Origin of the sequence: Gynurincola endophyticus (assembly GCF_003991195.1) — a bacterium.
Taxonomy (GTDB): Bacteria; Bacteroidota; Bacteroidia; order Chitinophagales; family Chitinophagaceae; genus Gynurincola; species Gynurincola endophyticus.
Map to the genome: position 1 here is coordinate 302587 of NZ_RCWL01000002.1, position 22512 is coordinate 325098.

Consider the following 22512-nt stretch of genomic DNA (forward strand, 5'->3'; position numbering starts at 1 on the left):
GATGTTCCGGACTGGTCAGTACCAACCATATAAAATAAAAAGGTGGGTGCATGCACCCACCTTTTTATTTATCTTTTGCTACTTGCGTTTCAATGTAATCACTGTTATTTCAGGCCATATACCTACCCTTCCATTCAAACCCAGAAAACCGAACCCTCTGTTTACATATAAATACTTACCGGCTTTCTTATACAGCCCGGCCCATTGTTTATAAATATATTTTATCGGGCTCCATCTGAATCCGAATATTTCAAATCCGAATTGCATACCGTGTGTATGTCCTGATAAAGTCAGCTGAACCGGTTTATTATGATCGATAATTTCCGCATCCCAATGAGAAGGGTCATGCGACATAAGTATTTTAAACGTTTCATCTGAGAGATTATCCGTTGCTTTTTTCAGGTTACCATACTTATGAAAATTACCTTTTCCCCAATTTTCTACCCCAACAATAGCAATCGAATCATCTCCTTTGGTAATCATTTTTGAATCATCGAGTAATAGTTGAAAGCCGATTTCCTGATGAACCTGTTTAAGTCGGTTGAAGTTACTCTGCTTATCCTTTATATCCGGCCATCTGATATAATCGCCATAGTCATGATTGCCTAAAACCGAATACTTACCATAAGGAGCTTTCAACCGCGCAAATGCGGGTATCCATGGGGTCATTTCACTGGCTTCATTATTCACAAGGTCGCCGGTAAAAAGGATCACATCACTTTTTTGAGCATTCACCAGGTCAAGACCTTTCTGCACCCCCTTAACGTCTGTAAAACTACCTGCATGTATATCTGAAAGATGGGTAATCGTAAAATCGTTAAACGACTCAGGAAGGTCTTCAAAGTAAAGAAAAGCCCGGCGTATTTTGTAATAATGCCGCCCTCTGTTAATACTGATCAGTAATACCAACCATAACACAATAGCCACGCTGATTGCCAGCATACTCACTTCATCATTCCGTAATGGAAAACTTCTGAACAAACGACTCAGATCTTCCATCAACAGAATCAACGCTCCGGCCAGTTTAGGAACAAACGAAAGAACAAGCAATTTTATAACACCGGATATCAGCTTGAGTTTACCGGTAGCTATCACATAAAACACCGACCCTATAATAGCAGCCTCCACTAACCAGTAAGCAACATGAATCAGCAGATTATCTGTTAATGTTTGAACAGCTGCGAAGAAATAAAAGTCTACTACCAGCCAAAGCAGTATTACAATGAGTATTCTTTTTATCATACATTATAAATTACGAGATTACCAATAGTAACCATTCAAATTAAAAATGGTTTTACCGGTATCCGTTTTTTACAAATCTTTATGGAAAGTCTCATTCAATATACAATTGCCGGTTTTATCAAAAAAAAATTAACCAATTGATAGTCAGTTTTTTTAAGCTTTTTTAGCGCTCAATCCGAAAAAGAACCGTAATACCCCTATCCTCTTAATAACTAACTCATAAAATCCCATACTTCCTGTCAGTGTAACCAATAAAGCTAATACATATTTAAGCGCTGCCGGCATTTCCAAAGGGAAAAGCAACATAGAAGCGAGATACAGGAAAATCATATGTACGATATATACCGGATAAGCAGCTTCGCTTAAATACCCCAATACCTTTGATGGCCGGTTCAGATAACGGTACCCAAATGCGAAAACCGTCAATATCCAGAAAGTTGATTCAATTGAGAGTTGAAAGCCGGCAACTCTGGCAGGTGCCTGAATCATACGATATATATACAATCCTGCAGCCGCTATCAGAAATATCCAACGGCCTTTCAGCAACATATTCCAAAAAGGTTTGCCAGACAATACAAAACAGAATCCGAAAATAAAAGCTGCCAGTCCGAGAAAAAATCCATGCCATTTCATTGCATACAATTCGTAAGGGGTAGGATCAACACAAACTACTTCTATAATCATCACTATAAAAACAAGCAATAATCCCCAAACTGTTCCGAAAAGTTTTTTAATAAAAACTACCGGTGCTGCAGTTTCGTTTTTCTTCACATAATAAAAAAAAGGCAATAGCAATAATACATAAACGAATATATTCCCTAAGAACCAGAGATGAGAAGGGTCGGCCACATAACTCAAACCTTGATTATAATAGGTTTGAATCAAAAAAATCTGCAGCGGAACAATCACTATCATACCAAACAAAAAAGGAATGAGTATTCTTTTGGTTCGTTCCAGCAAAAGCTGCTGCCAGGATCTGTTTCTTAAGGCAAAATAAACACCCATACCGGATACAAAAAACAAAAAGGGAATCCGCCATACATTGAGCATCTGCATCGCCATCCATAACTTATCCAATGATTGTTTATTAGTAATAAAACCAATAAAAAATCCCCAGGGTTGAAACCCGATTGAAACATGGTATATTAACAACAACCCGATTGCAATCACTCTTAACCAGTCAATATCATATCTTCTTTCAATAGTTGACATCTAGTTAGTGTTTTGTAGGGTTATTGCAATATAGCAGCAATTTCAGGGCGGGTTTTTTCTATATAAGCATAATCCAGTTTCAATCCCATCGGCTCAAACATCTTACCAAATGCCTCATACACTTCTTTCACTGTTGAATAAGGACCGGCTACTGACTCGTAAGCATTCTGACCATATTTGTTTTTAATGGTTTTATCGGCCCCATTTGCCAGCAAAAACGTTACGATTTCTTTACGGCAAAAGAAAGCAGCAGTAATCAGAGCAGTTGAATTTTCGCCATTCTTAAAATTTACATTTGCGCCTGCATCAATCAGTGCCTTAGCCATATCTTCTCTATTGAATAAAGCAGCAGTAATCAAAGGGCTTGATCCGCCCATCGGATCTTTTTCATTCAGGTCTGAGCCGGCAGCAATATGTTGCTGAAGTGCTTCCATATTACCGGTCAAAACTGCAGTATGGATATCTACCGATGGTTTTACAGCACCTGTATTTTGTTTGTGCTGATCAGTGCCTGACTTACAACCCGTACAGAACAAAATAATTCCTGAAAAAGTAAAGGCAATAAAGAGCCCTTGCAAAAATGATTTTTGCACTTTCATGTTGAATGAATTTAAAATGATTAAAAGTGTTTGAGGGTACTATTCGTCTTTGTATTCTAATATATCAGCAGGCTGGCAATCCAGCACTTTACAAATCGCTTCGAGCGTACTAAACCTGATCGCTTTCGCTTTGCCGGTTTTAAGGATAGAAAGATTAGACAACGTTAAGCCCACTTTCTCAGAAAGTTCGTTTAACGACATTTTCCTTTTGGCCATCATCACATCAAGATTTACAATAATCGGCATAGCTTATACAGTTAACTCGTTTTCTTCCTGAATTTCAATTCCTCTTTTAAAAATATGTCCAATTATAAAAAGTGTCACACTCATAAACAACCATACATCACCTCCATCTAATTTCAAATCGTGTATTTCAGGCATCATAACGCCATTGGCAATAAGCCATTTTGCGTAGCGTACCCCTTGCCACGAAAAGAAACCAATCACTAAAGTTATATAAGATATTTTAAAAATAAACCTTCCCATTTCTTTATTAAAGGGTTGCGCCAGATTTATCTTCTTGTTATAAAGCATCACTATTATAGAATAAAATAAACTGGCTTTCATAACAGCAACTATAATTATCATAATAGATTGTGCCACAAAATGTCCGGGATCATGCAGGTAAAGTGCTGACAGATCTACTTCCGTCCAGAAGTATTTTGCACCTTCCGCCCCTTTGGCCATGGTAGCTATCAATTTTACTATCAAACCGCCGGCTTCAATACTGACACCAATAAAGATGATCCAGGAAACAACCAATAATATTTTCAGTACCCATCCCGAACTGATTTTCATAATTCAATATTTATTTCACTGTGAAAATACAAATATTTATTGAAAAACAATAAATATTATTTCTTTTTTGATAAAAAACATACATACTTTTTATAAAACTCTCTGGATCATAATATTATGAAAGAAAGTTTTTCTGATTATCAACTAACATACAAAAGCCGGTTCTTTACGAACCGGCTTTTGTATGATCTGAGCGTCACATAACATTACTTTGCAGTTGCTTTACCCAGTATACGTTGTTTCAGCTCAGGAAAGCGATACACAGTAGCAATCCAGATAAGTACCTGAATCAGCACTGGCACCAGCAGCGGTTGATTGTTTACAAAATGAACGGCTGTAGCACCACCCATATAAGCAACGGCTAACAAAGCTCCGATTATGCCGGTTTTTGGAACCAGCCAGATGAATGCTATGAGTATCTCAAGTGCACCAAGCACCATCATATTACTGCCGCCACCCAGCCCCTGAGCCATTTCCTCTGTACCTGCACCTCCCATTAATTTCATACTTCCACTTCCGATAAAAACAAAAGCAACCAATCCTGTTAATATCCAATAAATAATTTTGCCGGTTTTACTGTTCATCTTTTTAAAATTTTGCTTGTAAAACTAACCACATTACTTTACTTTTGAAAGTAGTTACATGAATGTAAAGTAGTAACATCTTGTAAAGCTTTACTAAAAATCAACCAGTTATGATTCAAAAAAATTCAGCCGACTGCGCAGAAAAATGCGTTATCAGAGAAATTCTCGATGTTATTGGCGGAAAATGGTCTATTCCTATCATTCATACCCTCTTCGATGGCACAAAACGTTTTATGGAACTGGAGCGCAGTATTCCGGGTATCAATACCAGAATGCTGGTAAAGGAGCTAAAGAATATGGAAGCTAACGGAATTGTTGAAAGAACCGTATATCCCACCGTTCCGCCTACGGTTGAATATACTTTAACAGAAAAAGGAAAGCAGCTTGAACCGGTGATACATGAGCTTCATAACTGGGGGAGTAAGTTTGTAAGCAAAGAAAAAAAGCCATCCCTGAAATAAAAGGTAAAGTAATGAAGAGGGAACCTGTTTTTCACACCTTTCAGTACTTCAAATATTATTCTTTAATGAAGTACACTTTAATTTACTAAGCTTTTAATTAATTTAGCAGACTAAATAAACAGGTTGTTTGATGGATTTAAACTTATTCATTATTGTTCTGATTGCCGGAGGTTTATTACTGCTTTCATTTCTAAAGCTTAGTAACGCGATCGCCGTCAATCGCAAAGCCAATGTTTATTTTGGAGTATTTGTTTTCTTATGGTCAACTTTCTGGTTAGATGAAATGATTGTTCCTGAATCAGCTCAGGATAACTTTTATGTTTTTACATTTCTGCGTTTTATTCAGTTTCTTACACCACTTACTTTTTTTCTAAGTATAATTTTTTATACGAATCCAACTTATCGTTATACTAAAAATGACCTTCGTTTTACAGTTATCCCGTTACTTTTTCTGATACTGCTTTTTTGCAAACCTTTACTCAAGAAAGAAACTTTTTTTCTCTTATATATTGTTGTGTTTTTAAGTAATTCACTTTTTTATACTTCGTGGGCTTATGTAAAAATCAACAGGCACCAAAAAGTGATTGAAGCCTTTTCTTCAAACAAAGAACCGATCGACCTTAACTGGCTAAAATATATCATTTACTCGTTTATTCTTTCAGCTGTATTAATTATTGTCTACAGTATTTTCACTACGGCGGAATCTTTGAATATTTATATTAACCTGTTTTTTCTTATAGTTGTATATCTGGTGGCTTTTTATTCAATGCGTCAAAAAGAAATTTTTCCGCGCGGCTTAATCATCGAACAAACGATTGAAATGAACCAGCCTGAAGAAAAAGCAGCCAAAACCAAATTGTTAGATGATACAGGTCTTGATAACTTAAAAACACGTTTACTCGAATTGATGGAGAAAGAAAAGCCCTACCTGGATAGTGAGCTTAACCTGGTTAAACTGGCCGAACAATTGCAAACATCCAGTCATCAGCTCTCGTATGTGATCAATAACGGTTTCAAAGAAAACTTCTTCAACTTTATTAATAAATATAGAGTGAAAAAAGCAGAAGAGCTGCTGAAAAATCCGGCATACGATCATCTCACTATTTTAGCTATCGGGTATGAATCAGGATTTAATTCAAAAACGTCTTTCAATACAACTTTCAAAAAAATAACATCCTACACTCCGACCGAGTACAGAAAAATTTGTTCGAAATTATAAGTTCGATCTATTAAACCATTATTTATCAACACCTTAAATATAATCACCATTAGCTGTTCGGATTGATAAACCGGAGCATTTACCTGATGGCCTGCCAATAATTTTACGGTATAAAATTCATCAATACAATGAAAGAATCATATGCCGTTGTAACCGGAGCCAGTCAGGGTTTAGGAAAATCGTTTGCACGACAGCTGGCTGCACGTCAATATCCACTCATTCTGATCAGTTTACCCAACGAAAATTTACCGGCCTTTTGTTCTCAGCTGAAGGCCGACTTCAAGGTAGAAGTGCATTGTTATGAAACCGATCTGAGCCTGAAAGAGAATATATTCTGTTTAACCGAATGGATCAATCAGAACTTCTCAGTAAACCTGTTGATTAATAATGCAGGTATCGGAGGTACTAAAAAGTTTGAAGAAGCGAGTGCTACTTATATTGCTAAAATTATCCAATTAAATGTACTGGCAACTTCATTGCTCACCCACCAGCTTTTACCTAATCTTCAAAAGCAGCAAAAGGCTTATATCCTGAACGTATCGAGTTTGGCGGCATTTTCCCCGATTGGTTACAAAACCGTTTATCCGGCTTCCAAAGCCTTCATACATTCCTTTTCGCGCGGACTGTATCAGGAACTGAAAGACTCAAATGTTTTTGTAAGTGTTGTAAACCCCGGACCCATGCGTACAAACGAAGATACCACCCGCAGGATTGACGAACAAGGTTTCTTTGCAAAAATCACTTCACTTGATCCGGATAAAGTAGCTAAACATTGTCTCATTCAATTAGAAAAAAGAGATACAGTGATCATGGTAAATCCGCTCAGCTGGTTATTATTGAAGTTGCTCCCCATCTGGTTGAAACTACCCATGCTTACCAATAAAATAAAAAGAGAGATCAGTATTACATCATGAAAAAAATTTTTATAACAGGTATAACAGGATTGTTAGGTACCAATTTAGCCAATGAACTTTTACGCCAGGGTTATATTATCACGGCCATATTACGTGATCCGGGTAAGTATACCGGCCATCAATCGAATAATTTACGACTGGTGAAAATGGATCTATGGGGTCATTACATTGATTATTTAAAAGATATAGATATAGTGATTCACGTGGCGGCCGAAACATCTGTATCGTTACCCGGCTATAAAGCTTATGACCTTACTAATTATAAAGCCACTGTCAGGCTTTTTGAGATGTCATTACAACAGCAGATAAAACAATTCATTTTCATCAGCAGTGCCAATACCATCGGATATGGCAACCTGCATCATCCCGGTAATGAAACAATGCAGATGAAAAAACCTTTTGCTGATTTGTTTTATGCACAAAGCAAAATCAAAGCAGAAAAATATCTGCAAAGCCAATCAGATAAAATGAAAGTAATCATTTTGAATCCTGGCTTTATGTTAGGTGCATATGACAGTAAACCAAGTTCGGGTAAAATCATTTTAATGGGATTGAACAAAAAGGTAGTGTTCTATCCGCCCGGTGGAAAAAATTTTGTTCCTGTGAAAGATGTTGTATCTGCTATTCTTAACAGTTTTAAATATGGAATATCTGGCAAACGCTACCTTATTTGCGGAGAGAACATTTCTTATAAAGTTTTTTTTCAACAATTAAAGACTAATACCGGTCAGTCACAATCGTTGATACCACTTCCTAAAGTTATATTGTATACGTTGGGTTATACCGGTAATTTATTAAGATTAATGGGTTTTAAAACAAATTTAAGCAGTGCAAATATGAAAGTACTCTGCACACAGAACTACTATAGCAGTAATCTATCACAAGAAGAGCTAAAAATAAAATATACATCAGTCAACGAGGCCATCCAGGAAACTGTTGATTATTTCAATACTAAAAAGGGAAGACGATAAACGTCTTCCCTTTGTTATAAAGTAAAAATATACCATTACAATAAATTAAAATGAATTAATACATATCACGTCCACAATCAGGATTAAGGCATTTTTCTCCCGGTTTAACTATTTTTCTGAATATGTAAGACGTTGCGTTACTATTTTTAATAATATACTCACTGTACAGGTGCAGATTCCATCCGTTTTTAGAAAAGAAGTTCAGCACTTCAGCCTGTGAATGAAAAACCATCCGTTGATTTCCTTCATCTCTTAAACGTCTGTTAACTCTTCTGGCAATTTCATGACCGCAATCGATACTTACCGTAACACCTCTTGAGATATCCCGTACGTAAGTAGTGACTTTGTAATGCCGGATATTTTGCAGGCTATCCGTTTTTGTTTCCGCATAAGTAAAAATCGTACAGAAAAGGGCTGATAAAAAAAGAATTACTTTTCTCATGGGGGACTTTTTTTGTTTCATCTTTAAGATAAGAATAAATATTCCCCCAATGAAAAACGAACTTCAATTATATTATTTCTTTAACATTTATTGATAAGCATTACTTATCTTATGATAGTAGTAATAAGTACCTAATACAAATATTAATGCAATGAGTGGAACCCAGATCATATGTATATCTCCTGTTGCCATTACCAAACAGTAACCTGCTCCAACTACATCAATACATAATCCTGCAAATGCCCATTCTTTCAATCGCTTAAAACCGGGTAACCAGATTACAATTAATGCCAGTATCCTTGCTATACCAATGAACGGCATCAGGTACATCGGAAATCCTAATAATTGATATACACCTTTGGAATTTTCGTTGCCTGTTAATTCCATTACAGAAGCATTTAGAAAAAAGAGTGTAATCAGAATCTTTAATGTCCAAAAAACGATTTTCTGCAATTTCATAATGAAAGAAGATAAGATGATGAAAATAGTTGATGAATAGTAAGTTAAAATTTTTATCGCTTTTATTCAACTTTATATCATAAATCAAATCGCTCATAGCGTGTACAGAAATGGTAGCTTCAAAAACCAGTCCGCTCATCCCTACACAATCAACAGTTATAGATGACAAACGGTTATATGTGAAGTATCGCTGGTAAACCAGCCTTTTTATAAGGTAATTCATTTAAAATACGGATCAATGTGAAATATGTTTTTAAGCTCTTTCATTAAAAAAGCTTAAATTAACAGTGTCTAAACTCGAATAAACATGCATCATTTGTCCAAAACTAACTACAGGTATTGCTTACTTGCAGTACTCCTTTTTTCTGCTTTTTCTGTTCATGCACAAAAGCCGGTTATAGATTTCACCATTAATGTTCCCGACCCTTCCGATAAAAGTTTTGAAGTTCGGCTATCTACCGGAAACTGGCCATCCGATACTTTATTATTCAAAATGCCCGAGTGGATGCCAGGCTATTATCAACTTATGAACTATGCTGCAGATGTAGAAAATGTGAAAGCCACCTTTTTGAATAACAAACCCGTTACTATTGAAAAAGTGAACAGTAATACATGGCGTGTAACAGGTGTTAAAAAGAAAGATTTCAGAATCGATTATAAACTGGTTACCAAAAGAAGTTTTGTTGCGGTAAACTTTGTAGACACTTCACGTGCATACATCGCACCAGCAAATACTTTTCTGTATGTAGACGGCGGGCTGGATGCAGCAGCTACCGTAACCATAGCACCCACTAAAAACTGGAGCAGAATAGCCACCGGTCTGACACCTGTAGCAAACGATAACCGTAAATTTAAAGCAGCAGACTTTGATGAACTATATGATTGTCCGATTCTAATTGGTAATCTGGAAGAGTTGCCGGCCTTTAAAGTAAAAGGAAAAAATCACCGGTTCATAGGTTATCAGTTAGGAGAATTTGACAAACAGGAATTCATGACCAGTCTGCAAAAAATGATTGAAGCTGCAACCGACCTTTTTGGGGATATTCCTTATAATGAATATACTTTTATCGGTATCGGACCGGGAAGAGGTGGTATTGAGCACCTTAATAACACCACTGTAAGTTTTAACGGCAACGGTTTAAAAACGCGTCAGGCGAAACAAACCGTTCTTAATTTCCTTGCACACGAGTATGTGCACCACTTCAACGTAAAACGCATCAGGCCGGTTGAATTAGGTCCGTTCGATTATACCAAACCCAATCGTACCAATCAGCTTTGGATCAGTGAAGGCCTTACTGTATATTATGAGTACATTGTTTTGAGAAAAGCCGGCTTGAAAGAAGAGCAGGAAGTACTCGGAGATTTTGAAAGAACAATCAGAACACATGAAAATAATCAGGGTAAACTACACCAGTCATTACAACAGGCTAGTTACAATACCTGGAAAGATGGTCCCTTCGGTGATATGAGAGAAGAAAAAGGAAAAACCATTTCGTATTATGATAAGGGGCCTTTACTAGGAATCATCTTAGATTTTGCCATCCGTCATCATTCTAAAAATGAAAAATCTTTAAATAATGTAATGCAATACCTGTATCAGCATTTTTACAAGAACCTGAAAAGAGGTTTTACCGAAGCTGAGTTTCAGGAAGCCTGTGAAGCAGCAGCCGGTTATCCTTTATCTGATTTATTCGAATATGTATACACTACCAAAGAACTGGATTACAATAAATATTTCCAGTACGCTGGTTTACGTCTCGATGTTCAGGAGGGTAAATATAAAATACTGACTGTTGATAATCCTACCAGCCAGCAAACGGCTATTTACAATTCGTGGATGATGAAATAAACCTATATAGTATCTCTACAATAAAAAACATCTTCTCAATGAGAAGATGTTTTTTTGTAAGCTTCAGAAGTAAGAAAAACTACGGTTCTATCCAATAGCTTTCGGGAATAACATCAGCACAAGGGCAAGTTGAGTCTTTCCAACTTTTCTTCATCCAGTTCACATTCTCCTTAATATTTTTTTGAACATTTTTTGTATCACCGATTGATCTCATCCAGGCACTTAATGCACAATATGCCCATACTGCACTGTTAGCGGTATCATCTGTCATCTTGTTATAATATTCATCCATTTTTTGATCAAAGTAAGACTTCCAGTCTGAAGATAATGTAGCCACTTTTAATTGGGCCAGTGGTTTGCTTACAGCTACTGTTTGAAAAGCAACATCAGCGTTCTGTGCTTGTGTTACCTGTTGTGTTACGCATAAGAGAAACCCCAGTAGCGCAGGTTTCAGTAAATGGGATTTTTGCATGTTAAACATAGGATATATTTTGTGGTGTTCAACAAAGTAAAATATATTTTACTATATCTTGATCTGCATTAACACAATTCTACAGAAGAACTCTTATTATTAAATTATGAACACAAAAAAACAGCGTTTTCACGCTGTTCTTTTATTAATCTTTTTTATTTAGAATAGTGTTTAACCTGCTTTTCTTAAAGCCATATAAGAAGTAAACTACTAAACCAACGATCATCCAAAGTGTAAAGAAAACCCAGTTGCTAACACCGATTTCCGTCATCAAAAACAAGCAACTTAGGATACCCAGAACCGGTATTAATGATAAATTTTTTCTGAAAGTGATAACTGACACCACCACTGATACGATTAAAAACAGATAGAAAGTGATAAAGTGTTTCCATACTTCATATCCCTGTTCAAACACAAAGTGTGATTTGATTTCTTCCCAGAAAATAATGTACAACACTAATAAAACACCCGGCACAATAAACCGGCCGTTGATATATGGTAAACGGAAGCGTTTTCTTCCGTCATTTTTATTGTCTTTAGGTAATGTTAATACGCCTGCACAAACCAGGATAAATGCGAACAAGGTACCGATTGATGTAAGGTCTGTAACGATTTCCAGGTTCAGGAACATAGCTGGTATACCCACCACAATACCTGTCAGAATAGTAGCAAAAGAAGGCGTTCCGAATTTAGGGTGAATTTTGCCAAATCTTTTAGGTAACAATCCGTCGCGGCTCATGCTCATCCAGATTCTTGGTTGCCCCATCTGGAATACGAGCAATACTCCTGCGGTAGCGATCACAGCACTCACAGAAATGATATAACTGATTCTGTTGAGCCCAACCTTACTAAATACCGCCGCTAAAGGATCTTCAACATTCAACTCGGTATAAGGAACCATTCCTGTTAATACCAGAGCGATGAGAATATAAAGAATCGTACAGATGATTAGTGAGTAAAGCATTCCTCTTGGCAGGTCGCGTTGAGGATTTTCACATTCTTCAGCAGTTGTTGAAATAGCGTCGAAACCAATGTAAGCAAAAAAGACGGCGCTAACGCCTTTTAACACACCGCTAAATTCATTCGGTAAAAAAGGAACCCAGTTAGAAGTATCTACATAAAAGAAGCCGACCAATATCACCATCAGAATAACGCCGAGCTTCAGATAAACCATCAGGTTCGTAGAAGCCTTGCTTTCTTTAATACCGACATATACGATCCAGGTAATGATAAATACAATCAGTAAGGCGGGTAAATTCATTATAACCGGAAAACCAGCAATTGAAGGTGCTGCGGCTCTGACCGCCTCTCCTGCACTATCGTAATTCGATTTCAGCCATTCGGGCAGATGAATACCTATGCCCTGTAGTAAATTACTGAAATAACCGCTCCAGCTGATAGCTACGGCAATGTTGCCGATCGCATATTCAAGGATGAGCGACCATCCGATAATCCATGCAATAAGTTCTCCGAACGAAACGTACGCATAGGTATAAGCCGACCCCGATACCGGTACACGGCTGGCAAACTCAGCATAACACAGCGCACAGAATCCACAGGTAATACCTGTTAATATAAAAAGTAAGGTTACCCCCGGCCCTCCATCAAACGAGGCCTTACCAATGGTAGAGAAAATTCCTGCACCAATCACAGCAGCCACACCGATTGCGGTTAAATCTTTAACCTTTAAAACCTTCTTTAAGCCACTCCCATGCCCGTCACCTAAACCTGCAGCAAAATCTTTTTGTATCGTTTCTAACGACTTTTTTCGAAACAAAGAATTTGACATGTACGATTATTAATTTTGGCTAAAATAAAAAAAAGCTGGCATCTTTTGAATACCAGCCTCTAATTAATATTCTCTTTGTAGTAATAAATGTGCTAATTCTTTCAGTGGTTGCTTTCTCGTTCCCACTACAGCAACCGCATCCAGATGCAGTAATGCACTTTCAAAATATTGCTGTTTCAATTGATTAGCCCACTCTTTTACACCACAGGTTTCATATATTTTCAATACCTGCTGTACTTTATCAACAGGATTGCTTTCGAGTAAACGGTTTAATTCTTCCGCCGCTTCTCCTTTACACACTTCCAGCGCCCTGATCAGTAAAAAAGTCTTTTTATTTTCCAGAATATCACCTCCAGCCTGCTTACCAACTTTTGAAGGGTCTCCAAAAGCATCGAGGTAGTCGTCCTGAATCTGAAAAGCAATTCCAAGGTCACGTCCGAACTGATATAAATGATTCTGATTACCTTCACTTGCACCACCGATGATCGCGCCCATTTTTAAGCTGGCAGCCACCAATACAGATGTTTTTAAGGTGATCATGTGAATATAATCTTCCAGCGCAACTTTCGACAGGTGCTGAAAATCGATATCCAGCTGCTGCCCTTCACATACCTCCGCAGCAGTTTTATTAAACAGGTGTAATAGCTGGGGCAGGTAACGAACCTGAACTTTACTTAAATAGTCATACGCTTTTACCAACATCACATCTCCTGATAAAATCGCAGTACTTAAACCATACTTTTCATGTACCGTTGTTTTTCCACGTCTTAAAGGAGCATTGTCCATAATATCATCGTGTATCAATGAAAAATTATGAAACAGTTCAATCGCATTTCCTACAGCATAAGCATCATCATGTAAGGTTTCAAACAACTCATTTCCCATTAAACACAAAACCGGTCGAATCCGTTTTCCGCCTAATGACAAAAAATAATTATTCGGTTCATACAAAGTGGCCGGTGTTTCAGGAAAGTGTGCCTGCTGAAACCGTGTCTGAAATAATTTCAATAAGTCTTCAAATCGCTGCATAATCATCAGTTAATAGAGTCTATTCGGGTGCAAATTACTATTTTGATTTCGGTTTCGGTTTCTTTCCCGGTTTACCGGTGTCATACCTTCTCGACGCACCGTTTTTCTTTTGTTTTGGAACAAAATTATCTTCCTGTACAACAGCAGCTGCTTTCAATGACTGGTCAGCCTGTGTTTTAACCCACTGATAGTCTAATGTACGTTTCTGCAGGTTTCCACTGATGACTTTAATTCTTACTTTATCACCCATTCTGAATTTTCTGCCGGATCTTAATCCTACCAGACAATAATCTGATTCGATATGCCTGAAATCATCATAATCGCTCAGGTCAATCACGCTTACCAAACCTTCACATTTATGTTCAATAGTTTCTACCCAAAATCCGAACGGTGCTACGCCACTGATAATACCATCAAATTCATGACCGATAAAGTCGCGCATAAACTCTACCTGTTTGTATTTATTCGATGCTCTTTCTGCCTCCATGGCAGCTCTTTCACGATCAGAGCTATGTTTACATTTCTCTTCCATTTTCTTATCAATCACCGGTGTATTATTAATAATATCTTCCAACACGCGGTGTACCATCACATCCGGATACCTTCTGATCGGTGAAGTAAAATGGCAATAGAATTCGAAGCCCAATCCGTAGTGACCGATATTATCTGCGGTATATACGGCTTTCGCCATTGTACGAATCCCCAATTGTTCCAGTACGAGTTTTTCAGGTTTTCCCTGCGCTTTTTGCAACATTTCGTTGAATGACTTTGCAATGGCATTGGGCGTACTGGTATCAAAGTCGTACCCTAACCGTTTGGCAAATTTGATAAACGGAGATAACTTCATTTCATCCGGTTCATCATGCACACGATACGGGAACGGTATTTCCGATTTGTTTACTTTTACTTTACTGACTGCCTCAGCAATATATTTATTAGCTAATAGCATGAATTCTTCTACCAATTGGTGTGATTCTTTACTTTCTTTCACCATGATACCAATCGGTTTACCATTTTCATCGAGTTTGAAGCGTACTTCCTGTGAAGAGAAGTTGATAGCCCCTTTCTTAAAACGCTTTTTACGGAAGTTCTGCGCAAACTTATTCAATAACTGTATTTCTTCTAAATACATTCCTTCACCGGTTTCTATGATCTCCTGTACTTCTTCATAGGTGAATCTATGGTTAGAGTGAATGATCGTTCTTCCATACCAGTGCTGTTCTACTTTTCCTTCGTCAGTCATCTGGAAGATAATAGAGAAGGCGAGTTTGTCTTCGCCGGGACGCAATGAACATAGTTCATTCGAAATTCTTTCCGGTAACATCGGAACCACCCTGTCTGGAAGATATACAGAAGTTGCTCTTTCATACGCTTCCTGATCTAAAGCAGTACCCGGACGAACATAATAACTTACGTCTGCAATGTGTACACCGATTTCCCACCGACCGTTCTTTAATCTGCGGATAGAGATTGCGTCGTCAAAATCTTTTGCGTCTACCGGATCGATGGTGATGGTAAAAATATCTCTGAATTCTTTTCTGAGTTGAATTTCTGATTCAGGAATTTTATCAGCAATAGCAGCTGTTTCAGCCAATACTTCATCAGGAAATCTGAGATGAAACCCGTTCTCTATAATAATTTCCTGCATTGCGATATCATTCTCAGCGGTTTGGTCTAACAACGATACCACTTTACCAAAAGGTTTTTTACCGGCATCCCATTGAGTGATGGAAACGATCACACGGTCGCCATGATCGGCACCGTTCAAATGATCAAAAGGAATAATCACATCCGGCATCGGACGTTCTGTATCTGCCGAAAAAGTAGCCTGGCTGTCGGATAAAAATAGCTTTCCAACAAACTGACTTTGTTTCCGGTGCAGTACCTGTATCACCCTGCCCTGCATTTTCTGCGATTGCGGTGATACGGAAGTTACTTTTACTTTTACGGTATCTCCATGAAGTGCTCCGTTGAAATCTCCCGGACGCACCAATACATCTTTATCCTTTCCTTCCACAATTACGTAGCCTACCCCCGAACGGGTAATATCTAACGACCCCGCATAAACGGATTTATCCTCCGCATTTTGCTGTTTCAACCTTTGCTTGGCTTTAGGTTTGGTTTTAGGTTTTGATTTAGATTTTGGCTTTGTTTTATTATTAATTTTTTTTGCCATATTTAATTAATTGTATTTACTGTTCACCTGACCGATCTGTTGCAATAACCATTCTTCAAATGGCAATGCTTCGTCAAGGAACTTTGTTTGAATAGGCAATACTGCCCAATTCATGTTTACTGTGAATTTTTCTAACCGTACGGCATCTTTCTCCGTCGTCAGCATTAGTACATTTTCACCGAGTGATTGATACAAGGTATGGAGTTGATCAATATCTTTTTGTTCAAATGCGTAATGATCCGGATAAGTTTTAGTACTCAATTTTACAGGATATTGTTTCAAATAGTGTTCCATCAGCGCCGGATTAGCAATTCCGGTCACCAGCAGCACTTCACGGTAATCTTCGATCCGGAGTTTCGACCTGGTTTTCATATGAATAGGTTCACGATATTCGATGGTACTAAAATATAAAGCCTGACCGGGTTTTACTTTTAATTTTTTTTGAATTTTTTGTTTTTGCAGTAATGTTAATGATGACGGACACTTGGTAACTACGATCGCCTGCGCTCTGTTAGCAGCAGAAGGGAGGTCTCTCAGATTTCCAGTAGGCAACAAAAAGTCATCCGTATACAAATCATCATAAGTAGTCAGTACGATATTGACAGCAGCTTTCACCCACCGGTGTTGATAAGCATCATCCAGGATGATCACTTCTGTTTGTGGTTTTTCTTCAATCAGCCTGCTAATCGCGGGTACCCTCTCTTCGCCTACTGCAAACACCAGATCGGGAAACTTGTTTAAGATCTGACGAGGTTCGTCACCAATTGTTTCGGCAGTTGTCTGTTGATCAGCCAAAAGAAATCCTTTTGTTTTTCTTCCATAGCCTCTGCTTACAATTGCCAGCCTGTAATAACTTTGTAAATGGCGTACCAACCATTCTACCATTGGTGTTTTTCCTGTTCCTCCGGCACTGATATTACCTACACAAATAACAGGACGGTCGAACGTAACTGAATGGAAAATGTTTTTATTGAAGAAGGTATGGCGTATTTTTAAAATAAGGGCATAAATACCACTAACAGGTAGTAATAAAAAACGAATTGCTTTTATAACCGGGTGATTAAAATTCATAAATTCTTTCAGGCGTTATGCAATAGTTTAAAGGTACATCATAAATATGGATATCATCGATTTCCGGAACAGGAGCAAAGTGGCAGATACCAACTTTTAAAACATCCGGAGCACACTTTTCTAAAAAGCGGTCATAAAATCCTTTTCCATACCCTACGCGATAGCCTTTTTCATCAAATGCCAGTAATGGAATAATCATGGCTTTCAGTTGCCCGGGTGGAAAAACTGCAGCATTCAAAGGTTCTTGTATCCCCCAAACATTGGCTTCATAAATGGTATCTGCCTGAATCGTTAGTGCAACCATTTCTGTGGCACTGATTACTTTGGGATAACACTTCACCGGCAGATCTGCAGCAGTTGCCCATTTCTCTTCTAAAGCTATAGGAGAAAGTTCTCTTTTCGATAATAAAGGCTGATAACTTAAAAAACTTTGAGGAGTAGTAATTTGCCAGTGGTGAATCTGCTGATTGACGAGTTGTTGAATTTCCAATGCTTCCGCCACACTATACCGGTTCCTTAATTGCTGATATTCTTTTCGAATTTCACTCTTTACCATAAATATTCTTTCGTTCACCTGACTGGGTTATCTGAGTATCAGATAACGCTTACCGGACCAATCACGGCAGGTAATTGATCTACTCTAATATACGAAAAAAAATTGAAAAAACAAATGCTTACTTCCTAATTATTAATTCTTTAATTAAGAATTGCCCGGTTCACTAAAGAAACTAAAGATCGTAGTACCGTAGTTGCGTTCTTTTACAAACCATTCAAATTGCTGGTAATTATTACGGGGGGTATGTTCAAGTACAAAGATGCCTCCCTTTTTCAATAACTTTTTCTGTACTATAATGCGGGGTAATTCATCAATGGTCGTTAATGCATACGGAGGCCCTGCGAATATAAAGTCAAAAGTATCGTTACATTGTTCGAGAAACTTAAACACATCCATTTTTACCACCTGCAAATGTTGGATACCTAAACTCTCTGCAGTTTTTTTGATGAATGCGTGCATACTGGTATCTTTCTCAACAATGATTTGCTGAGTAGCTCCTCTTGAAGCCAGTTCATAACTGATACTTCCAGTTCCACCGAAAATGTCTAAAGTACTGATACCTTCAAAATCAATCTGATGTTGAAGCATATTAAACAGTCCTTCTTTCGCTATATCCGTTGTTGGACGGGTATACGGCATTTTTGTGGGCGGATTAATCCGTCTGCCTCCAAACTCTCCTCCAATTATACGCATGCCACTAAATTCAAATAATTTGTATAAAAATGAACGGAAGTGTTACTAAAAGCATCTCCCAGACTCCAGCCTCCTATTAATGCAGCCGGTTGTACATTTGCAAAATACTTTTGCAGATTCGGAGCTACATCTTCCACGAATTTGTTCTTTCCGCACCAACGCAAGTCAATATTTCCGGGATGTAAATCCAGTTGTTTTACAATCAGTTGTAAATAATATATCATATCCTCGAGGGTTTCTATCGGATATTGTTGCAACAACTGCAGTGCTTCATTATTCCAAACCCCTACCATCATTGAATCGTCTTTTAACGTTAGTTCAATCTGGCAAGGTAATGTTGCAGCAACACTTCTGTTTTCAAGCAACAGGGTATGTAAGTGCCAGTATTTACCTGATCCGAATTGTTGCTGTAACAGTGTATGGATCTCTCTTGGAATACGGTATACGTTGTACATTTTCCCTTTCATCACTTTTTCGCTTAACAGCAACCCTTTTTCCACATCGCCATATAAGAGCTCTGTGGCTGGTTTATTCAACGAAGTATTAAAGAGCTCTTCAGGTATTAAACCGGAAGAGGGATAATCGTATATTACAAAAGACTTTTGAAAGGTTTGCTTTAAGTTACTGTCTGTCTCCAATATATCTTTCAGGTTTTCTTCAATGGTTTTATCAGGAAAGAAGTCTAGCTGATACTGTTTCAACAACGCCACTTTTTTCTCTTCCGCATTGAAAACTATATAAGTAATGAATCTTGGAGCAACCACTGTAAGCAATTGTTGAAGCGAAGGAGTTTCTAACAATTGCTCATTTGAAATGATATCGTAATTAGGTGTTAACATAATCTAATAATACCTGCAATGATACTATAAATTATAGAATTCTTCGTCGTTTTAGGAGTCTAAGGCTGATTTTTTTCATATTATAACAACCTTTCACGCGTAATTTTGTCTAATTATATTTGTAACATTGCGCATTATGAGTAGCGGAACTATTGATCAGGGAAGTAGTTTAAAACTTGACATTAACTACAAGAGTATTATAAAGATAGCGTTGCCGATTAGTTTGGCGATGCTGGTACCTCAATTAAACTTTGTAATCAACAATATTTTTCTGGGGAGGTTGGGCGAAACAGAGCTGGCCATTGCCGGTATTACCGGTGTTTATTATCTGATTTTCGGATCGGTGGGATATGCGCTGAATAACGGTTTGCAGGCGCTTTTTGCACGCAGGGCGGGTTCCAGTCAGGCGAATGCTATCAGCAGCATTTTTCTTCAGGGTACTTATGTAGCATTTTTTATTGCTGCGATCGCTTTCTTGTGTACCTATCTGGTAATGCCCCCGATTTTTCATTGGATTTTGAAAGATCCGGAGTTAAGCGACAAAGCCATTTCGTTTTTAAAAATTCGTATCTGGGGTTTACCATTTCTCTACCTTTTTCAGATACGCAATGCGCTTTTTGTAGGTATCAATCAAAGTAAATGGCTGATCTGGGGAACCACAGCCGAAACAGTGATCAATATCATTTTTGATTATGCTTTAATTTACGGAAAGTTCGGGTTACCTGAATTAGGTTTCAATGGAGCTGCCTATGCTTCTATTCTCGCTGAATTTTCAGGGTTCCTGATGTTACATATTGTAATGATCAGAAAGGATATTCAGAAGAACTTCCGCATTAAAAATTTCGGCAGGTTTGAAAAAGCAACCACCTTTATTGTGCTAAGTATCTCTGCGCCGTTGATTTTTCAGCATGCCATCAGTATTATTACCTGGGAATACTTTTATATTCTGATTGCCCGGAATAATTCAGTTGCCGAACTGGCGGCTTCCAATACCATGAGGAATATGTTCGGCGTATTCGGGGTTATTTCCTGGGCATTCGCCGCCACCTGTAACACGATGGTAAGTAATATAATCGGGCAAGGCCGGCAGGATGAAGTATTCCGTATTCCGGTGATGATCGCCAGAATGAGTTTCGGGGTTATTACAGTGCTTGTATTATTCCTGAACTTATTTCCTGAATTCATATTGAGTATATACGGACAAGATGCGCAGTTCATGGAAGTGGCCATTCCGATTCTAAGAGTGGTTACATTGGCGATCTGGGCAATGTCGATCGGTACGGTTTGGTTATTTAGTGTAACCGGTACCGGTAATTCAAAAGTGAACTTGCTGATTGAAGTAATCGCCGTAATATTTTATGTTGTATTCTCCTACATTGTTTTAGAAAAGATGCAACTACCGGCGTATATCGGCTGGAGCGTTGAGTGGGGATATTGGTTAATTATGTGCGGTTGTTCTTACTGGTACATGAAGAGCGGAAGATGGAAAAATAAAGTTATTTAACCTGATAAGATTCAGATAAACACACACCGAGTTTTCCCTTGAATTGAGGAATGGGCGGGCTGCATTTATAAATGCTCAACTCCAATCCTTTCATTTGAGGGAAAATTTCTTTTAATGCGGCTTCTATCCGTTGCAATACGGTTTCTAATAACGGAGTGGGCTGTTTCATAAACTTCGCTATACATTCGTACGCCTGTACATAATTGTATGTCTGATCTAATCTGACCACCGGTTCTGAAGGAGTATCAAAATGCATTTTACAATCTACCTCATAGGTACTCCCTATCAGTTCTTCTCCGGCATATAAACCGTGAAAAGCATGAAACTGCAAATCTTTTAAATGGATCGTCATCAATTTTTTAAATTTTTAAACCATTAAGAGCATGAGAATGAAAAATGAAGAATGAAGAATTAAAAACGGTCAACTCTATTCAGGGAATTTCACTACCTCAATTCTTCATTCTCAATTCTCAATTTAAAAAAAGCTGCTTCTTGAAAGAAACAGCTTTATATAAAAATTTAATCACTCTTCACTTTTAATTTTCCCTTCTTAATTACCTTAAACGATGTTATTCACCGACAGATATCTCTCAGCGTCCAGGGCAGCCATACAACCGCTACCGGCAGCTGTAATAGCCTGGCGATAGATTTTATCCTGTACATCACCGGCAGCAAAGATACCTTCCATATTTGTTTTGCTGGTACCCGGTTGGGTAAGGATGTATCCAGCTTCATCCATATTGATCCATGGTTTGAAGATATCCGAATTCGGCTGGTGGCCGATTGCTACGAAGAAACCACTGATCGGAATTTCTTGTTTTTCACCGGTTAAGATATTTCTGATACGTACTCCTTCTGTTCTTTTCTCTCCTAATACCTCATCGGTTTCAGTATTCCAGTAAACTTTAATATTCGGGGTAGCCAGTACGCGATCCTGCATTACTTTAGAAGCACGCATATGGTCTTTTCTTACAAACATATGTACATTGGTACAAAGTTTTGACAGGTATAAAGCTTCTTCAGCTGCAGTATCACCAGCTCCTACAATAGCCACTTCTTTACCTTTAAAGAAGAACCCATCACAAACGGCACAGGCACTTACACCAAACCCGTTTAAACGTTGTTCACTTTCCAGGCCTAACCATTTAGCAGAAGCACCGGTACTGATAATTACAGCATCAGCTTCTATCAGATGATCTTCGTCTATCCAAACCTTATAAGGTTTTTGTGAGAAGTCTACTTTCGTAGCCAGTCCCCAACGAATATCGGCACCCATTCTTTTAGCTTGTTTTTCTAAATCCTGCATCATGTCTGGCCCTTGTACTCCATCCGGATAACCGGGGTAATTCTCCACCTCTGTAGTAATCGTCAATTGTCCTCCGGGTTGTAATCCTTGGTAAAGCACGGGTTTCATATTAGCACGAGCTGCATAAATAGCGGCTGTATAACCAGCAGGACCAGATCCAATAATTAAACAATGTATTCTTTCACTTTCCATCATAATCTTTTGTATCCTACAAATATAGCGAACTAATTCTTAAAATAATGTTGTCGTCAGTGTTGTGTACCCTTGCTGTGAACAAGTTGTGTACTACAGGCTGGTGTAACCATATACAGATTTGAGTAACACCGA

24 protein-coding genes are annotated in these 22512 nt (G+C 38.0%); 6 read left to right on the forward strand and 18 right to left on the reverse strand.

Annotated features, from left to right (window positions below):
• Positions 1 to 78 precede the first annotated feature (78 nt).
• The 6 genes from D9O48_RS05275 to D9O48_RS05300 all read right to left on the reverse strand — a co-directional run bounded on the left by D9O48_RS05275 (position 79) and on the right by D9O48_RS05300 (position 4435).
• Entirely contained in the window at positions 79 to 1242 is a 1164-nt protein-coding gene (locus tag D9O48_RS05275; RefSeq protein ID WP_126971351.1) for a metallophosphoesterase, read from the reverse strand.
• A gap of 153 nt (positions 1243 to 1395) precedes the next feature.
• A complete protein-coding gene (locus tag D9O48_RS05280) occupies positions 1396 to 2454 on the reverse strand; it encodes an acyltransferase family protein (protein ID WP_126971353.1) in 1059 nt (352 codons plus the stop codon).
• 20 nt (positions 2455 to 2474) lie between these two features.
• Positions 2475 to 3053: an ankyrin repeat domain-containing protein gene (locus tag D9O48_RS05285; protein WP_126971355.1), complete on the reverse strand. Its 579-nt coding sequence runs from the start codon at positions 3051 to 3053 to the stop codon at positions 2475 to 2477.
• Between the two features lie 39 nt (positions 3054 to 3092).
• Complete coding sequence (locus D9O48_RS05290) at positions 3093 to 3299, reverse strand: helix-turn-helix domain-containing protein (protein WP_126971357.1); 207 nt, start codon at positions 3297 to 3299, stop codon at positions 3093 to 3095.
• A gap of 3 nt (positions 3300 to 3302) precedes the next feature.
• Complete coding sequence (locus D9O48_RS05295; RefSeq protein WP_126971359.1) at positions 3303 to 3851, reverse strand: DUF2975 domain-containing protein; 549 nt, start codon at positions 3849 to 3851, stop codon at positions 3303 to 3305.
• Between the two features lie 206 nt (positions 3852 to 4057).
• Positions 4058 to 4435 carry a DoxX family protein gene (locus D9O48_RS05300; protein WP_126971361.1) on the reverse strand — a complete coding sequence of 126 codons (378 nt, stop codon included), beginning with the start codon at positions 4433 to 4435 and terminating at the stop codon, positions 4058 to 4060.
• Between the two features lie 110 nt (positions 4436 to 4545).
• Here D9O48_RS05300 and D9O48_RS05305 point away from each other — a divergent pair, with 110 nt between their 5' ends.
• From D9O48_RS05305 to D9O48_RS05320, 4 genes are all read left to right on the forward strand, one after another.
• Positions 4546 to 4896 carry a winged helix-turn-helix transcriptional regulator gene (locus tag D9O48_RS05305; protein WP_126971363.1) on the forward strand — a complete coding sequence of 117 codons (351 nt, stop codon included), beginning with the start codon at positions 4546 to 4548 and terminating at the stop codon, positions 4894 to 4896.
• A gap of 130 nt (positions 4897 to 5026) precedes the next feature.
• Positions 5027 to 6115 carry a helix-turn-helix domain-containing protein gene (locus D9O48_RS05310; protein WP_126971365.1) on the forward strand — a complete coding sequence of 363 codons (1089 nt, stop codon included), beginning with the start codon at positions 5027 to 5029 and terminating at the stop codon, positions 6113 to 6115.
• A 128-nt stretch (positions 6116 to 6243) separates the two neighbouring features.
• A complete protein-coding gene (locus D9O48_RS05315; protein WP_126971367.1) occupies positions 6244 to 7029 on the forward strand; it encodes an SDR family NAD(P)-dependent oxidoreductase in 786 nt (261 codons plus the stop codon).
• Positions 7026 to 8000, forward strand: coding sequence for an NAD-dependent epimerase/dehydratase family protein (locus D9O48_RS05320; RefSeq protein WP_126971369.1), 975 nt, complete (start codon positions 7026 to 7028; stop codon positions 7998 to 8000). Before D9O48_RS05315 ends, D9O48_RS05320 begins: the two co-directional genes overlap by 4 nt.
• A gap of 55 nt (positions 8001 to 8055) precedes the next feature.
• Here D9O48_RS05320 and D9O48_RS05325 read toward each other — a convergent pair whose 3' ends face one another.
• Positions 8056 to 8442 carry a hypothetical protein gene (locus D9O48_RS05325; protein ID WP_126971371.1) on the reverse strand — a complete coding sequence of 129 codons (387 nt, stop codon included), beginning with the start codon at positions 8440 to 8442 and terminating at the stop codon, positions 8056 to 8058.
• Between the two features lie 87 nt (positions 8443 to 8529).
• Entirely contained in the window at positions 8530 to 8901 is a 372-nt protein-coding gene (locus D9O48_RS05330) for a DoxX family protein (RefSeq protein ID WP_126971373.1), read from the reverse strand.
• Positions 8902 to 9208: 307 nt separating this feature from the next.
• Between D9O48_RS05330 and D9O48_RS05335 the strand changes: the two genes are divergently transcribed.
• A complete protein-coding gene (locus tag D9O48_RS05335) occupies positions 9209 to 10750 on the forward strand; it encodes a M61 family metallopeptidase (protein ID WP_126971375.1) in 1542 nt (513 codons plus the stop codon).
• Positions 10751 to 10829: 79 nt separating this feature from the next.
• Here D9O48_RS05335 and D9O48_RS05340 read toward each other — a convergent pair whose 3' ends face one another.
• From D9O48_RS05340 to D9O48_RS05375, 8 genes are all read right to left on the reverse strand, one after another.
• Positions 10830 to 11222, reverse strand: a complete 393-nt coding sequence (locus tag D9O48_RS05340) for a hypothetical protein (protein ID WP_126971377.1) — start codon at positions 11220 to 11222, stop codon at positions 10830 to 10832.
• A gap of 145 nt (positions 11223 to 11367) precedes the next feature.
• Entirely contained in the window at positions 11368 to 13011 is a 1644-nt protein-coding gene (locus D9O48_RS05345; RefSeq protein ID WP_126971379.1) for an amino acid permease, read from the reverse strand.
• 63 nt (positions 13012 to 13074) lie between these two features.
• Positions 13075 to 14040 (reverse strand): polyprenyl synthetase family protein, encoded by a 966-nt coding sequence (locus D9O48_RS05350; RefSeq protein ID WP_126971381.1) that lies wholly within the window; start codon positions 14038 to 14040, stop codon positions 13075 to 13077.
• Positions 14041 to 14077: 37 nt separating this feature from the next.
• Positions 14078 to 16216 carry a ribonuclease R gene (gene rnr / locus D9O48_RS05355; RefSeq protein ID WP_126971383.1) on the reverse strand — a complete coding sequence of 713 codons (2139 nt, stop codon included), beginning with the start codon at positions 16214 to 16216 and terminating at the stop codon, positions 14078 to 14080.
• A gap of 6 nt (positions 16217 to 16222) precedes the next feature.
• Positions 16223 to 17287 carry a tetraacyldisaccharide 4'-kinase gene (gene lpxK / locus D9O48_RS05360; protein WP_126971385.1) on the reverse strand — a complete coding sequence of 355 codons (1065 nt, stop codon included), beginning with the start codon at positions 17285 to 17287 and terminating at the stop codon, positions 16223 to 16225.
• Entirely contained in the window at positions 17277 to 17861 is a 585-nt protein-coding gene (locus D9O48_RS05365) for a 5-formyltetrahydrofolate cyclo-ligase (RefSeq protein ID WP_158624823.1), read from the reverse strand. Before D9O48_RS05365 ends, lpxK begins: the two co-directional genes overlap by 11 nt.
• A 126-nt stretch (positions 17862 to 17987) precedes the next feature.
• On the reverse strand, positions 17988 to 18536 hold the full coding sequence (locus D9O48_RS05370; RefSeq protein WP_126971389.1) for an RsmD family RNA methyltransferase: 549 nt from the start codon (positions 18534 to 18536) through the stop codon (positions 17988 to 17990).
• Positions 18527 to 19375 carry a DUF3822 family protein gene (locus tag D9O48_RS05375; protein ID WP_126971391.1) on the reverse strand — a complete coding sequence of 283 codons (849 nt, stop codon included), beginning with the start codon at positions 19373 to 19375 and terminating at the stop codon, positions 18527 to 18529. The genes D9O48_RS05370 and D9O48_RS05375 overlap by 10 nt, the downstream gene beginning before the upstream one ends.
• A 136-nt stretch (positions 19376 to 19511) precedes the next feature.
• Here D9O48_RS05375 and D9O48_RS05380 point away from each other — a divergent pair, with 136 nt between their 5' ends.
• Positions 19512 to 20879 carry an MATE family efflux transporter gene (locus D9O48_RS05380; RefSeq protein ID WP_126971393.1) on the forward strand — a complete coding sequence of 456 codons (1368 nt, stop codon included), beginning with the start codon at positions 19512 to 19514 and terminating at the stop codon, positions 20877 to 20879.
• Here D9O48_RS05380 and D9O48_RS05385 read toward each other — a convergent pair.
• Both D9O48_RS05385 and trxB read right to left on the reverse strand, forming a co-directional pair.
• Positions 20872 to 21231 carry a dihydroneopterin aldolase gene (locus D9O48_RS05385; RefSeq protein WP_126971395.1) on the reverse strand — a complete coding sequence of 120 codons (360 nt, stop codon included), beginning with the start codon at positions 21229 to 21231 and terminating at the stop codon, positions 20872 to 20874. The two genes, D9O48_RS05380 and D9O48_RS05385, sit on opposite strands and share 8 nt — an antisense overlap.
• 207 nt (positions 21232 to 21438) lie before the next feature.
• Positions 21439 to 22377 carry a thioredoxin-disulfide reductase gene (trxB, locus tag D9O48_RS05390; protein WP_126971874.1) on the reverse strand — a complete coding sequence of 313 codons (939 nt, stop codon included), beginning with the start codon at positions 22375 to 22377 and terminating at the stop codon, positions 21439 to 21441.
• Positions 22378 to 22512 lie beyond the last annotated feature (135 nt).